At 69.2% G+C, this 12,632-nt stretch carries 11 protein-coding genes, 1 pseudogene and 1 riboswitch; of the genes and pseudogenes, 10 read left to right on the top strand and 2 right to left on the bottom strand.

Going from position 1 to position 12,632, the window contains the following annotated elements:
• The first annotated feature begins 59 nt into the window (after nt 1-59).
• A complete protein-coding gene (gene dcd, locus OC550_RS04095; RefSeq protein ID WP_262104028.1) occupies nt 60-641 on the top strand; it encodes a dCTP deaminase in 582 nt (193 codons plus the stop codon).
• 362 nt (nt 642-1,003) lie between these two features.
• On the opposite strand, the gene OC550_RS04090 is transcribed toward dcd, so the two are convergent.
• Nucleotides 1,004-2,383, bottom strand: a complete 1,380-nt coding sequence (locus OC550_RS04090) for an MFS transporter (protein ID WP_368736935.1) — start codon at nt 2,381-2,383, stop codon at nt 1,004-1,006.
• Nucleotides 2,384-2,493: 110 nt separating this feature from the next.
• On the opposite strand from OC550_RS04090, the gene OC550_RS04085 reads away from it, so the two are divergent.
• From OC550_RS04085 to mnhG, 6 genes and pseudogenes are all read left to right on the top strand, one after another.
• A complete protein-coding gene (locus tag OC550_RS04085; protein ID WP_262104027.1) occupies nt 2,494-5,496 on the top strand; it encodes a Na+/H+ antiporter subunit A in 3,003 nt (1,000 codons plus the stop codon).
• Nucleotides 5,493-5,963 carry a Na(+)/H(+) antiporter subunit C gene (locus OC550_RS04080; protein ID WP_262104026.1) on the top strand — a complete coding sequence of 157 codons (471 nt, stop codon included), beginning with the start codon at nt 5,493-5,495 and terminating at the stop codon, nt 5,961-5,963. The genes OC550_RS04085 and OC550_RS04080 overlap by 4 nt, the downstream gene beginning before the upstream one ends.
• A complete protein-coding gene (locus tag OC550_RS04075; protein ID WP_262104025.1) occupies nt 5,960-7,600 on the top strand; it encodes a Na+/H+ antiporter subunit D in 1,641 nt (546 codons plus the stop codon). The genes OC550_RS04080 and OC550_RS04075 overlap by 4 nt, the downstream gene beginning before the upstream one ends.
• Nucleotides 7,600-8,163, top strand: coding sequence for a Na+/H+ antiporter subunit E (locus OC550_RS04070; RefSeq protein ID WP_262106242.1), 564 nt, complete (start codon nt 7,600-7,602; stop codon nt 8,161-8,163). The genes OC550_RS04075 and OC550_RS04070 overlap by 1 nt, the downstream gene beginning before the upstream one ends.
• Nucleotides 8,160-8,441, top strand: coding sequence for a monovalent cation/H+ antiporter complex subunit F (locus OC550_RS04065; RefSeq protein WP_262104024.1), 282 nt, complete (start codon nt 8,160-8,162; stop codon nt 8,439-8,441). Before OC550_RS04070 ends, OC550_RS04065 begins: the two co-directional genes overlap by 4 nt.
• Nucleotides 8,431-8,778: pseudogene (mnhG, locus tag OC550_RS04060) on the top strand (monovalent cation/H(+) antiporter subunit G); the annotation flags it as partial. The gene OC550_RS04065 and the pseudogene mnhG, both read left to right, overlap by 11 nt.
• A 318-nt stretch (nt 8,779-9,096) precedes the next feature.
• Here the strand turns inward: mnhG and OC550_RS04055 are convergent.
• A complete protein-coding gene (locus tag OC550_RS04055) occupies nt 9,097-9,360 on the bottom strand; it encodes a DUF4235 domain-containing protein (RefSeq protein WP_262104023.1) in 264 nt (87 codons plus the stop codon).
• A gap of 108 nt (nt 9,361-9,468) precedes the next feature.
• Nucleotides 9,469-9,606, top strand: a riboswitch (TPP riboswitch).
• A gap of 45 nt (nt 9,607-9,651) precedes the next feature.
• Between OC550_RS04055 and OC550_RS04050 the strand changes: the two genes are divergently transcribed.
• From OC550_RS04050 to OC550_RS04040, 3 genes are read left to right on the top strand one after another with little or no spacing between them, the layout of a single operon-like run.
• Entirely contained in the window at nt 9,652-10,290 is a 639-nt protein-coding gene (locus OC550_RS04050; RefSeq protein ID WP_262104022.1) for an ECF transporter S component, read from the top strand.
• Nucleotides 10,290-11,834, top strand: coding sequence for an ABC transporter ATP-binding protein (locus tag OC550_RS04045; protein WP_262104021.1), 1,545 nt, complete (start codon nt 10,290-10,292; stop codon nt 11,832-11,834). Before OC550_RS04050 ends, OC550_RS04045 begins: the two co-directional genes overlap by 1 nt.
• The gene (locus OC550_RS04040) at nt 11,831-12,625 is read left to right on the top strand and encodes an energy-coupling factor transporter transmembrane protein EcfT (RefSeq protein ID WP_262104020.1); all 795 of its coding nucleotides are present in this window, start codon (nt 11,831-11,833) and stop codon (nt 12,623-12,625) included. Before OC550_RS04045 ends, OC550_RS04040 begins: the two co-directional genes overlap by 4 nt.
• The last annotated feature ends 7 nt before the right edge of the window (nt 12,626-12,632 follow it).

Here is a 12,632-nt window from a genome sequence, read left to right as displayed (position 1 = left end):
TTGCGCGGCCGCAGCGGACGGATTCAGGGGCCGCGTGGCGGATGCGATATTTTGGGATGGTGCTGATCTCAGACCGGGACATCCGGAAAGAAATCGATGCCCGGCGCATCGTCCTGGAACCCTACCTGCCGGAGATGGTCCAGCCGTCCAGCGTGGACGTGCGGATCGACCGGTTTTTCCGGCTGTTCGACAACCACAAGTACGCCCACATCGATCCGCAGCTGGAGCAGCCCGAGCTGACCCGCCTGGTCGAGGTGGATCCGGACGAGCCCTTCATCCTGCACCCGGGCGAGTTCGTGCTCGGCTCCACCTATGAGACGGTCACGCTGCCGGACGACGTCGCCGCCCGGCTCGAGGGCAAGTCCTCGCTGGGCCGGCTGGGCCTGCTGACCCATTCCACCGCGGGCTTCATCGACCCGGGGTTCTCCGGGCACGTGACGCTGGAACTGTCCAACATGGCGACCCTGCCGATCAAGCTGTGGCCCGGCTCCAAGATCGGCCAGCTCTGCTTCTTCCGCCTGTCCTCGCCGGCCGAGTACGCCTACGGATCGGGCCAGTATGGCAACCGCTACCAGGGGCAGCGGGGGCCGACGGCGTCGCGCAGCCACCTCAACTTCCACCGCACCCGGATCGAACGCTAGGCGGCGCCGGCCGGAGGTTCGCAACCCGCCAGCCCGCCGCACGCTAAGCGGCGCCGGCCGGAGGTTCGCGGCCCGCCAGCCCGCCGCACGCTAAGCGGCGCCGGCCGGAGGTTCGCGGCCCGCTAGCTTCGGCCGAGGTGCCCTTCCGTTTGGGCAGTATTAGGCCGCCCTGCCCTTGTTTAAGGTTCAAGGATCGCTTTGACCAGCGGGTTCGTAAAGCTTGAAGCCTAAAGATGTACGGGAGGACGCCGCTCTGCCGGAGCGGCCCAAGAGGGCGCGCCCAGGAGCGGGCGGACGGGCCCCTGACACCGCTGAGGCGGCCGGAGTCGCCGCCGCTCAGGAGTCCGGGCCCCTGCCGCCGCTCAGGCGGCCGGCGTTGTGGCGGTGGGAATTTCGCGCGGCTCCTTGACCGGCAGCAGCAGCAGCAGTCCGGCGAGCAGGACGATCAGGATGCCCAGGATGCCGAAGCGCTGGGCGCCGAAGATGCCGATGCAGAGGGCGAAGAGCGAGGGAGCCAGGAAGCTGACGGCCCGGCCGGTGGTGGCGTAGAGGCCGAAGTATTCGCCTTCCTCGCCGTACGGCGCGAGCCGGGCGAGGTAGGCGCGGCTGGAGGCCTGGGCCGGGCCGACGAACAGGCAGAGCAGGAGGCCGCAGACCCAGAAGGTCGTGTCGCCGGTCCACGAGACGCCCAGGACGCTGTGGCTTTCGGCGCCGAGCAGGAAGATCGCGGTTCCGGCCGCCAGCAGGCCGATCAGCGAGCCGACGATGACTTTCTTGGGCCCGACGCGGTCGTCCAGGTAGCCGCCGACGACGGCGCCTAGGGCGGCGACGACGTTGCCGGCGATCGCGAAGATGATGACCCCGGTCAGCGGGAAGCCGAAGGTGCCTGCGGCGATGACGCCGCCGAACGTGAAGACGGCGGCCAGGCCGTCCCGGAAGACGGCGCTCGCGAGCAGGAAGAAGATGGTGTGCGGGCTGGTCCGGTAGATGGCCTTGATCCGGCGGAACAGCAGCCCGTAGGAGGCCGCGATGCCGAGCGCTGCCGCCTTGGGCTGGCGCGGAATCTCCGGGACGGTGAACAGTACGGGCAGCGCGAAGGCCATGAACCACACGGCGGAGAACACGGCGACCAGCCGGATGTTCAGGCCGTCCTCGGCGGTGGCCCCGAACCAGCCGTTCTCCGGGAGGACGAATCCGACGAGCACCAGCGCCAGGGCCACGATGCCGCCGACGTAGCCCATCGCCCAGCCGAACCCGCTGATCTTGCCGATCGTGGCCGGCGTGGAGATCTGCCCCAGCATGGCGTTGTAGTTGACCCCGGCGAACTCGGCGAACACGCTGGCCAGCGCGATCAGGGCGACGCCGAGGAAGAGGAAGCCGGGGGAGGGGTACACGAAGAAGCACAGCGCGGTCAGCACGGCCACGGCAACGCTGTTGACGCCGAGCCAGTACTTCCGCCGGCCGCCGGCGTCCGAGCGCTGGCCGGTCAGCGGGGCGAGCAGTGCGATGGCCAGCCCGGAGAGCGCGAGCCCGTAGCCCAGGATGCCGGAGGCATAGTCCTCGCCGCCGAACGCTTCGCCGGTCAGGTAGACCGTGAAGACGAACGTCGTCATGACCGCGTTGAAGGCGGCCGAGCCCCAGTCCCACGAAGCCCACGCCAGCACATGCTTCTTGTTGATTTCCCCCAGGGCTGAATTCCCGGTCCCGCTGGGCGAGGCCGGGGAGTGAGGCGAGTGGCTCATAGCCAGATGGTACCGCCCGTCCGGGAACGTAAGTATTCCATGGGTAGAATGGAACCTGTCTTCCCCCTTGTCTTGCCGTCGACCCCCAGAAGGTAGCTCCGGAGAATATCGTGCTCGTTGTGCTCGCCCTGTTGTTCTTGGTGGCCTTCGTAGCGCCCTGGATGTTTCGGAAGATCGGCCGGTCGACGTTCTATATTCTCGCCGCGGTACCTGCCGGCGGGTTCGTGTGGCTGCTGGCGACGTTTGACCGCTACACCGGAGCGGAGCAAGGCGCCCTGACCGGCGCACCCAATGCGCCGCCGTCGGAAACCGTCATGTGGATCCCGGAGCTGAAGCTCGAACTGGCGTTCCGGATGGACACCCTCTCCGCGGTGCTCTCCATCCTGATCCTCGGCGTCGGCGCGCTGGTGCTTTTTTACTGCGCCCGGTACTTCAAGGTCCAGGACCCCAACATCGGCCCGTTCGGCGCGCAGCTGCTGGCCTTCGCGGGCGCGATGTTCGGCCTCGTGATCACCGATGACCTGATCATGCTCTACATGTTCTGGGAACTGACCACGATCCTGTCCTACCTCCTGATCGGCTACGCCCGTAACCGGCTGGCCGCCCGCCGTTCCGCCCTGCAGGCGCTGATGGTCACCACCTTCGGCGGCCTGACCATGCTGATCGGCCTGATCATGGTGGGGCAGACCGCCGATACCTACCGGATCTCGGAGATCATGGCGCGGGCGCCGGAGCTGCTGCAGCAGCACGGCATGCTGATCAACGTCGCCATCTTCCTGATCCTGGTGGGCGCGGTGAGCAAGTCCGCGCTGGTGCCCTTCCATTTCTGGTTGCCGGCCGCCATGGCCGCCCCCACTCCGGTCAGCGCCTACCTGCACGCCGCGGCCATGGTCAAGGCGGGCATCTACCTGGTCGCCAGGCTGGCCCCGGGCTTCTCCGACACCGCGTTCTGGGACTGGACCGTGCTGGGCCTCGGCCTGCTCACCATGCTCGTGGGCGGCTGGCTGGCACTCAAACAGTTCGACCTCAAGCTCATCCTGGCCTACGGCACGGTCAGCCAGCTCGGCTTCCTGATGATGGTGGTCGGGCTCGGCAATCGCGACGGCGCGCTGGCCGGGCTCGCGCTCCTGCTGGCCCACGGCTTCTTCAAGGCGACGCTGTTCCTGGTCGTCGGCATCATCGACCACCAGTCCGGAACCCGCGACATCCGCAAGCTCTCGGGCATCTACCGCACCTCCAAGCCGCTCTTCGCGGTGGCCCTGATCGGCGCCGCGTCCATGGCGGGCCTGCCGCCGCTGCTGGGCTTCGTGGCCAAGGAGACGGTCTACGAGACGTTCGTGCACGAGGCCGAAAAGTCCGGGGCGGTGGGCTACCTGCTGCTGGCGGGCGTGGTCCTCGGCTCGATGCTGACGTTCGCGTACAGCGCCCGCTTCCTCTGGGGCGGCTTCGCGTACAAGCCGAACGTCAAGAAGACGGCGTTCACCCCGGTCCCGGCGAGCTTCCTCGCCGCCCCGGCGGTCCTCGCCGTAGCCACGGTGCTGGCCGGCCTCTGGCCCGGCCCGGTGGATTCGGCCGTCCAGCCGTACGTAACCCTGTACGCGCCGGACGGCGCCCCGGACGGGCACCTCGCGCTGTGGCACGGGCTGACGCCGGCGCTCGGCCTGACGGCGGTCACCCTGGCCGTCGGGTACCTGCTCTTCCGCTTCCGCGGTAAGGTCAGCTCCTTCCAGGACCGCTTCTCCGGCGGCCTCACCGGCGAGCGTGCCTACCGCGGCATCGTCGGCGTGCTGGACGAGACGGCGGTCTGGATCACCGGCCGCACGCAGCGCGGCTCGCTCATCTACTACCTGTTCGTCATCCTCGGCGTGGCCGTGGTGACGCCGCTCAGCGCCGTGATCCTGATGGATCCGCCCTGGCCGGACAGCTGGCTCCTGGCGGACACGCCAGCCCAGCTGATCGCCGGAGTGGGCATTATCCTCGCCGCGTTCGGCGCGATCCGCGCCAACAAGCGTTTCCTGGCCGTGCTGATGGTCTCGGTGACCGGCTACGGCATCGCCTTCATCTTCGCACTGCAGGGCGCTCCGGACCTGGCGCTGACCCAGATGCTGGTGGAGACCATCGCGCTCGTGGCGATCGTGCTGGCGCTCCGGTCGCTGCCCGCGCGGCTCTGGCTGCGTGCCCCCGGCGGCTTCAAGCTGTTGCGCGCGCTGGTCGGCCTGGCGGTCGGCGGGGCGATGGTGGCCATCGCGATGACCTCGATGGCCGCCCGGACCCAGCTTCCGGTGTCGCTGGAGTTTCCGTCCCTGGCGTACGACGGCGGCGGGGGCGCCAACATCGTCAACGTCACCCTGGTGGACATCCGGGCGTGGGACACCTTCGGAGAGATCTCGGTGCTGGCCATCGCGGCCACGGGCGTGGCGAGCCTGATCTTCGTGCGCAGCCGCGGCGACAAGCGCACCCGCGCCGCGGGGGTCGCCTCGGGCTCCGTGGACCGCGTTACCGAACTGCCGCAGCGGCACGGAGACAAGGCCGCGCTGCTCACGGCCCGGCGCTTCGCGACCGTTGCCAAAGAGACCTGGCTGGTGGCCGGGCGCACTCTGGCCCCGGAACGCCGCTCCATCATTTTCGAAGTCGTGACGCGGCTGCTGTTCCACTCCGTGATCATCTTCTCGATCTTCCTCCTGCTCGCCGGCCACAATGCCCCGGGCGGAGGCTTCGCCGGCGGTCTGCTGGCGGGGCTGGCGCTGACCGTCCGCTACCTGGCCGGCGGTCGCGTCGAACTGGCCGAGGCCACGCCGGTCAGCGCGGGCTTCCTGCTCGGCGCCGGCCTGTGCACCGCGTCGCTGGCGGCAGTCATCCCGCTGCTGCTCGGCGGCGAGATCTTCCAGAGCGCGATCCTGCACTTCAGCCTGCCGGTCTTTGGCGACCACAAGTTCGTCACGTCGACGGTCTTCGACATCGGCGTCTACCTCGTAGTGGTCGGGCTGGTCCTTGATGTGCTGCGCAGCTTCGGCGCCGAGATCGACGAACGCAGCGAAGACCAGCAGCCGATACCGCATCGGGGCAGGCCTCATGAAGCACCGGAACCAGTCGAGGAAGGAGTCGCGCGATGACCGTGAACATTACGCTGCTGGCGGTCATGGGCGTGCTCATCGCCGTCGGCGTCTACCTGATCCTCGAGCGAAGCCTGACCCGGGTGATGCTCGGCCTGATGCTGCTGGCCAACGGCGCCAACATCCTTCTGCTGAGCACCGGCGGGGCCGCCGGGCTCGCGCCGATCTACCGCGGGGACGTGGCGGCCGAGGACTACAACGATCCGCTGCCCCAGGCGCTGATTCTGACCTCGATCGTCATCTCGTTCGCCGTGACCGCCTTTATGCTCGGCATCATCTACCGCTCCTGGGTGCTGGGCCGCCAGGACGAGGTCCAGGACGACATTGAGGACCGCCGCGTGCGGAACCAGTCCAGCTTCGATGCCGAGGATGATACGGCCCTACCGGTGGAAACCACGGAGTTCGTCCCGGAGGACGCGGACGAGCGTCCGGCCGGAAAGAAAACGAAGCAAAGGGGAAGCCGATGAATGCCGCGTCGCTGGCGCCGCTCGCCGTCGTCCTTCCCATCGTGGGGGCAGGGCTGACGTTCCTGCTGCTCCGCCACCCGGGCGCCCAGCGGTTCTTTTCGGTCAGCACGCTGTCCCTGACGCTGGCGGTCGAACTCATCCTGCTGGTGACGGCCTGGACGTCCGGACCGCAGTCCGTGTCGATCGGCGGCTGGGTTCCGCCGTTCGGGATCAACATGGTGGTGGACGAACTGTCCTCGCTGATGCTGGTGATTTCCACCTGCGTGAGCCTGTCCGTGCTGGTGTACGCGGCCGGTCAGGGCATGGCCGACGGGGACGAGGACGGGCCGGTCTCGATCTTCCACCCGACGTTCCTGATCCTGGTGGCGGGCGTTTCGAACGCCTTCCTGACCGGCGACCTGTTCAACCTCTACGTGGGCTTCGAGATCCTGCTGACGGCCAGCTACGTGCTGATGACCATGGGCGGCACCGGGCCGCGGGTCCGTGCGGGCGTGACGTACGTGGTGGTCAGCGTCATCTCCTCGATGCTGTTCCTGCTGTCCATCGGTATGATCTACGCCGCCACCGGCACGGTGAACATGGCGGACCTCGCTGTGAAGCTGGGCGAACTGGACAGCTCGACGCAGATGATCCTGCATTTGATGCTGGTGGTCGCGTTCGGCATCAAGGCCGCGGTGTTCCCGCTGTCCTTCTGGCTCCCCGACTCCTATCCGACGGCGCCGGCGCCGGTCACGGCGGTGTTCGCCGGCCTGCTCACCAAGGTTGGCGTGTACGCCCTGATCCGCACCGAGACGCTGCTGTTCCCGGGGGACCGGATCAACAACTTCCTGATGATTGTCGCGCTGCTGACCATGGTGGTCGGCATCCTCGGCGCGCTAGCGCAGATCGACATCAAGCGAATGCTGTCCTTCACGCTCGTTAGCCACATTGGCTACATGGTCTTCGGGCTGGCGCTGGGGTCGGCGCTCGGGCTGGCCTCCACGGTCTATTACGTGGCCCACCACATCACCGTCCAGACAAGTCTTTTCCTGGTCACCGGTTTGATCGAGCGGCGCGGCGGGACCTCCAACATGGACCGGTTGGGCGGACTGGCCCGGCTGTCGCCGCTGCTGGCGATCCTGTTCTTCGTGCCCGCGATGAACCTGGCCGGGATCCCGCCGTTCTCCGGCTTCCTTGGCAAGCTGGGCCTGCTCCAGGCCGGCGTCGACCTGGGTACGCCGCTGGCCTACCTGTTGGTGGTCGGCGGCGTGCTGACCTCGCTGCTGACCCTGCTGGCCATGGCGCGGGTCTGGAACCGTGCCTTCTGGCGCACTCCGGCGGACGCGGAGCATCCGGACCCGGTCCTGCTGGCCGCCGTCCCTGACCGTGCGCCCCGCGGGGAGCACCTCGTGCCGGCGAAGGCTCCCGCCGCCGCCCTGCAGGTTGCGGCCGGAAAGGCGCCGCAGCCGACCAGCAACGTGCTGCCCAAGAGCATGGTTGGCGCCACGATCGGCCTCGTCGTCCTCGGCGTCGCGCTGACGGTGTTCGCCGGCCCGCTCTTCCAGCTCAGCGAACAGGCGGGCCTGGGCCTGCTGGAACGCGTGCCCTATATCGAAGCGGTGCTCGGGGCCGGCGCGGCGGAAGGAGCGCAGCCGTGATGCGCACCCGGATCCCGCTGCTGACCGAAATCCCGCTGCTCGTCTGGCTGGTCGTCCTGTGGGGTGCCCTGTGGCAGGACTACAGCGCGGGCAACCTCATCTTCGGCCTGGCCATCGCGCTCGTCGTCGTCAATGTCTTCTACCTGCCGCCGGTGGAGCTGGGCGGCAGACTCAATGTCCTCGCCGGCCTGGTCTTCGTGGTGCAGTTCATCGGCAACGTGGCGGTAGCCAGTTTCCAGGTCCTGTGGGTGGCCCTGACCAAGGGGCCGCGGACCAGGAACGCGGTGCTGGCGGTCCGGCTGCGCAGCCGCTCCGACCTGATCGTGACCGCCACTGGACACACCATCTCGCTCATCCCCGGGAGCCTCGTGGTGGACGTGGACCGATCCACCTCCACGCTCTACCTGCACTGCCTGGACATCGAATCCCCGGAGGGGGCCGAGCGGTTCCGGGACCAGGTGCTGCGGATCGAGGAAGGGCTGATCAAGAGCATCGGCAGCAAGGAGGAACTGGCCATCGTCAGGGACGGAAAACTGCAGGGGCAGCGGGGAGGCGCACGATGACCGGCATCATGGACGTTGTGCTGGTCATCGTCGGCGCGATCCTGACGATCGCGGCCGCGGTGGCGATCTTCCGCATCGTGAAGGGCCCCTCGATCCTGGACCGGGTGATGGGGATCGACGTCCTGCTCGCGATCGTCTGTGCCGGCATCATCGCCGACATGGCGGTCCGGAAGCACCAGGACAACATGACCCTCGTGGTCATCATTTCGCTGGTCGGCTTCATCGGCTCCGTCGCCGTGGCCCGCTACGTGATCGACAGGCGGCCCCATGAACACTGACGCTGTCCTCGAAATCCTCGCCGCGGCGTGCCTGGTCGTCGGCTCGCTGATGTCCCTGGCCGCGGCCATCGGCATGCTGCGCTTTCCGGACCTGCTCTCGCGCATGCATGCCGCTACCAAGCCGCAGGTCTTCGGCCTGTTCCTGCTCCTCATGGGGCTGGCCCTGCAGCTGCGCAGCTGGGCCGCGGTTCCGGTGCTGATCCTCGCGTGGCTGTTCCAGCTGCTCACCGTCCCGGTCTCGGCCCACATGGTCGGCCGCGCGGGTTACCGGACTAAGCACCTGCGCAGGGACACGCTGAGCATCGACGAACTGGACGAAGTGGTCCGCAAGGCGGCGGAAGAAGAAAACCTGCCCGTTCCCGAGGAGCCCGGGAGTGCCAATGCGGACGAGGCGGAGGAGTTCGACACCGCGGCCGCGGAAGCCGAGCTGGCGGCGGAGTCGGCGGCGCGGGCGGACCTGCGCCGGGACGCCGACGGCGCTGCCGGACCAGCGCCGGGACGCTGAGGTGCTGCCGGACCAGCGCCGGGACGCTGAGGTGCTGCCGGACCTGCGCCGGGAACCGGCGGTGCTGCCGGAGTTGCCGGAGCTGCGGGCCGCCGGATAACGACGACGGAGGCCAGGAGCGCGCCTGGCCTCCGTCGTCGTTATTTACCCCTAGACCAGGTCCCGCGTCTTCGTGAAGCGGTTGATGGCCTGCTGCGTCCCGCGCTGGGAGAGCACGCGGATCATGGCGCTGACGGCGCCGGAGATCACCGCGAACACCAGAGTGGCGCGGAGGGTGTTCTCCATCGCCTCGGTGTCCTGCTTCGGGGAATCCTTCCCCGTGACCAGCTTCCAGAGGATGTCGATCAGCTTCGCTCCGGCCAAACCGGCCGCGATGCTGACGCCGGTGCCCATCAGCTTCAAGATCAAATGCATTGCCGCTCCCTTGAGTAGGTAATCGTCATTTACGCCCAGCCTAACCGCTCGGCGCCGATGGGAGCTTAGGGCGGGCCGGAGTGTAGACTTGAAGGCGCTGATAACAGCACATGACGACAGGGGAGCGTCCGATCCGGGAAGGCGGCAGCAGCCGTGCACCGGGCGGGACGCTGAGAGTGCGGCCAACCGCAGACCCTCGAACCTGCTCCGGTTAGTACCGGCGAAGGGAGTCGAGTTCTCAGGGCTGCCCGTATCGGGCTGCCCTCCCCTCCTGGACCTCAGGAGGATTCCATGAGCACCTTTGAACATTCCGCGCCGGCGGCGGCCCGCAAACCCAACTACAGTTGGCGCGTCGTCGACATCGTGGTCGCGGCACTGATCGCCGTGGCCGGCGGCGTCATTTTCTGGGCCTGGTCCCAGGGCGCCAACGTCGTTTCCGCGCCGGTGAACGCCCTGTATCCGCCGCTGACCGGGCTATACGCCGGCGGCTGGATGATCCCGGCCGTGCTCGGGATGCTGATCATTCGCAAGCCGGGCGCCGCGCTGTTCTGCGAGACCGTCGCCGCTACGGGCGAACTGATCATGGGCTCGCAGTACGGCACCACGGTGCTGCTCTCCGGCATACTGCAGGGCCTGGGCGCCGAGCTGGTCTTCGCGGCATTCCTGTACCGGAAGTTCAACCTGCCGGTCGCGCTGCTCGCCGGGGCCGGGGCGGGGCTGTTCTGCGGACTGAATGATTCCTTCGCGCCGTGGGGCTGGAACATCGCGTACGAGGCGGGGGACAAGCTGTTCTACATCGTCTGCACGGCGATCTCCGGGGCGGTCATTGCCGGGGCCCTGTCCTGGGTGGCCACCCGCGGCCTGGCCAGGACCGGGGCGCTCAGCTCCTTCGCGTCCCGCAAGGCGGCGACCGAGCCCGTCTTTTCCTGATGGCTGCCTCGGTAGCAGACGCGGCGGGAACCACCGCGGCAACGCGGCCGGCCTCGGTTTCCGCGCGGGGCTGGGGCTGGCGCCATGCCGGCCGGACCGCGCCGGCCGTCCACGGACTGGACCTGGACATCCGGCCGGGCGAACGGGTGCTGCTGCTGGGCGCCTCGGGGGCCGGAAAATCCACGCTCCTGCACGCCCTGGCCGGGGTCCTGGGCGACGACGACGACGGGGCCGACGAGGCGGGCACACTGCTGATCGACGGGACGCCGCCGCGCGGGCAGCGCGGGCGTGCCGGCCTGATGCAGCAGGACCCCGAGACCCAGGTGGTGCTGTCGCGCCTGGGCGACGACGTCGCCTTCGGCGCCGAGAACCTGGCCGTGCCGCGGGACGAAATCTGGCGGCGCGTCGGCGAGGCGCTGGACGACGTCGGACTCGGCGGCCTGGCCCTGGACCACCCCACGTCCGCCCTCTCCGGCGGGCAGAAACAGCGGCTCGCGCTGGCCGGGATCCTGGCCATGCGTCCGGGTCTGGTCCTGCTCGACGAGCCCACGGCCAACCTGGACCCGGCCGGGGTGCTGGAGGTGCGCGACGCCGTCGGCCGCAGCCTGGACAAGACCGGAGCCACGATGATCGTCGTCGAGCACCGGGTCGCCGTCTGGAAGGACCTTGTCGACCGGATCGTCGTGCTGCAGCCGGGCCTCTCCGCGTCGGGAGCCCAGCAGTCCGCCGTGCTGTTGGACTGGCGGCCCGGCGAGGTGCTCGACCAGGCCGGCCGGATGCTGGCGGCGGCGGGGGTGTGGGTTCCCGGGCTGGTCCCTGCGACCCGGCCCCGGGCCAATTCCGGCAGCGGCGAACTCCTGCTGGCGGCCGAGCGCCTGGCCGTCTCCCGGGAACCCGCCCGCCGCCGCGGCCGCGGCAGGGCGCCGGTCCAGTCGGGGATCGACGCCGAGGTGTCCGCCGGCCGGGCACTGACGGTCACCGGCCCCAACGGCGCGGGGAAATCGACCTTTGCGCTCACCCTCGGTGGACTGCTGGCACCGGCTTACGGCAAGGTGGGCGCCGCCGTCGGCCTCGCCGCAGGTGCCGGGACGGACCCCTTCAAATGGAAGGCGAAGCAGCTCATCGCGCGGATCGGCACGGTCTTCCAGGAACCCGAGCACCAGTTCGTCACCGGCACGGTGCTGGATGAACTGATGGTCGGCCCGCGGCACCTGGGCCGGGGCGCCGAGGCCGTGGACGAGTTGCTCGCGCGGCTGCGCCTGGACCACCTCACCGAGGCCAACCCCTATACACTCTCCGGCGGCGAGAAGCGCCGGCTCTCCGTGGCCACCGTGCTGGCGGCCCGCCCCCAGGTGCTGGTGCTGGACGAGCCGACCTTCGGGCAGGACGCCCGGACCTGGGCCGAGCTCGCGTCCTTCCTGACCGAGCTCCTCGACGCCGGCACGGCCGTCGTTTCGGTGACGCACGACGAGGAATTCACCGCCGTCCTCGGCGGCTCGGAGCTGCGGCTCGGGTCCGCACGGCTGGAAGCGGGTGCGGCATGAGGGAAGTGCTGACCATTGGCGGCAACTCCGCGCCGCTGACCCGCGCCAACCCGCTGGCCAAGTTCGCTGCCGTGGTCTTTATCACCGCGGTGCTCGCTGTCTCCATCGACTGGGTGTCGGCCGGGACGGCGCTGGCCGCCGAGGTCGCCCTCTTCGGGCTGGCCGGGCTGACCCTGCGCCTGCTGTGGCAGCGGGGCTGGCCGCTGATCATCGCCGCCGCGGTGGGCGGCTGGAGCACCGCGATCCTTTCGGCGGACAGCGGGCGGATCCTGGTCGACGCGGGCATCTGGTCGATCAGCGAAGGGTCCCTCGAACTGGGACTCGGCTTCATGCTGCGCGGGCTGGCCATCGCACTGCCCGCGATCCTGCTGATGAGCTGCACCGACCCGACCGACCTGGCGGACGCGCTGGCCCAGAAGGCCAGGCTGCCGCACCGTTTTGTCCTGGGCACGCTGGCGGCCATGCGCCTGGTGGGGCTCATGGCCGAGGAATGGCAGACCATCGGCATGGCCCGCCGCGCCCGCGGCATCGGCTCGCACGGCACTCCGCTGCAGCGACTGCGGGCGACGTTGGGGCAGAGCTTCGGGCTGCTGGTCCAGGCCGTGCGCCGCGCCTCCCGCCTGGCCGTCACCATGGAGGCCCGGGGCTTCGGCGGCGCCGAGCGCACCTGGGCGCGGGAATCGACCTTCGCCCGGATCGACATCTGGGTGGTGCTCGGCGGGGCGCTCATCGCGGCGGCCGCCTTGGCCGCCGCCGTCACCGCCGGTACGTGGAACCCCGTGCTTTCCTGAGCCGCTG

It is taken from the genome of Arthrobacter sp. Marseille-P9274, from assembly GCF_946892675.1.
In the GTDB taxonomy this organism is placed as follows: Bacteria; Actinomycetota; Actinomycetes; order Actinomycetales; family Micrococcaceae; genus Crystallibacter.
Note: the sequence above shows the minus strand (reverse complement) of the source record. Positions and strands in the feature narration are given on the sequence as shown.

What these genes read in the sequence shown, in the direction of transcription:
- OC550_RS04090 (WP_368736935.1), bottom strand. Translation starts at nt 2,383, where the DNA reads ATGAGCCACTCGCCTCACTCCCCGGCCTCGCCCAGCGGGACCGGGAAT.
- OC550_RS04080 (WP_262104026.1), top strand. Translation starts at nt 5,493, where the DNA reads ATGACCGTGAACATTACGCTGCTGGCGGTCATGGGCGTGCTCATCGCC.
- OC550_RS04075 (WP_262104025.1), top strand. Translation starts at nt 5,960, where the DNA reads ATGAATGCCGCGTCGCTGGCGCCGCTCGCCGTCGTCCTTCCCATCGTG.
- OC550_RS04070 (WP_262106242.1), top strand. Translation starts at nt 7,600, where the DNA reads ATGCGCACCCGGATCCCGCTGCTGACCGAAATCCCGCTGCTCGTCTGG.
- OC550_RS04065 (WP_262104024.1), top strand. Translation starts at nt 8,160, where the DNA reads ATGACCGGCATCATGGACGTTGTGCTGGTCATCGTCGGCGCGATCCTG.
- OC550_RS04055 (WP_262104023.1), bottom strand. Translation starts at nt 9,360, where the DNA reads ATGCATTTGATCTTGAAGCTGATGGGCACCGGCGTCAGCATCGCGGCC.
- OC550_RS04050 (WP_262104022.1), top strand. Translation starts at nt 9,652, where the DNA reads ATGAGCACCTTTGAACATTCCGCGCCGGCGGCGGCCCGCAAACCCAAC.
- OC550_RS04045 (WP_262104021.1), top strand. Translation starts at nt 10,290, where the DNA reads ATGGCTGCCTCGGTAGCAGACGCGGCGGGAACCACCGCGGCAACGCGG.
- OC550_RS04040 (WP_262104020.1), top strand. Translation starts at nt 11,831, where the DNA reads ATGAGGGAAGTGCTGACCATTGGCGGCAACTCCGCGCCGCTGACCCGC.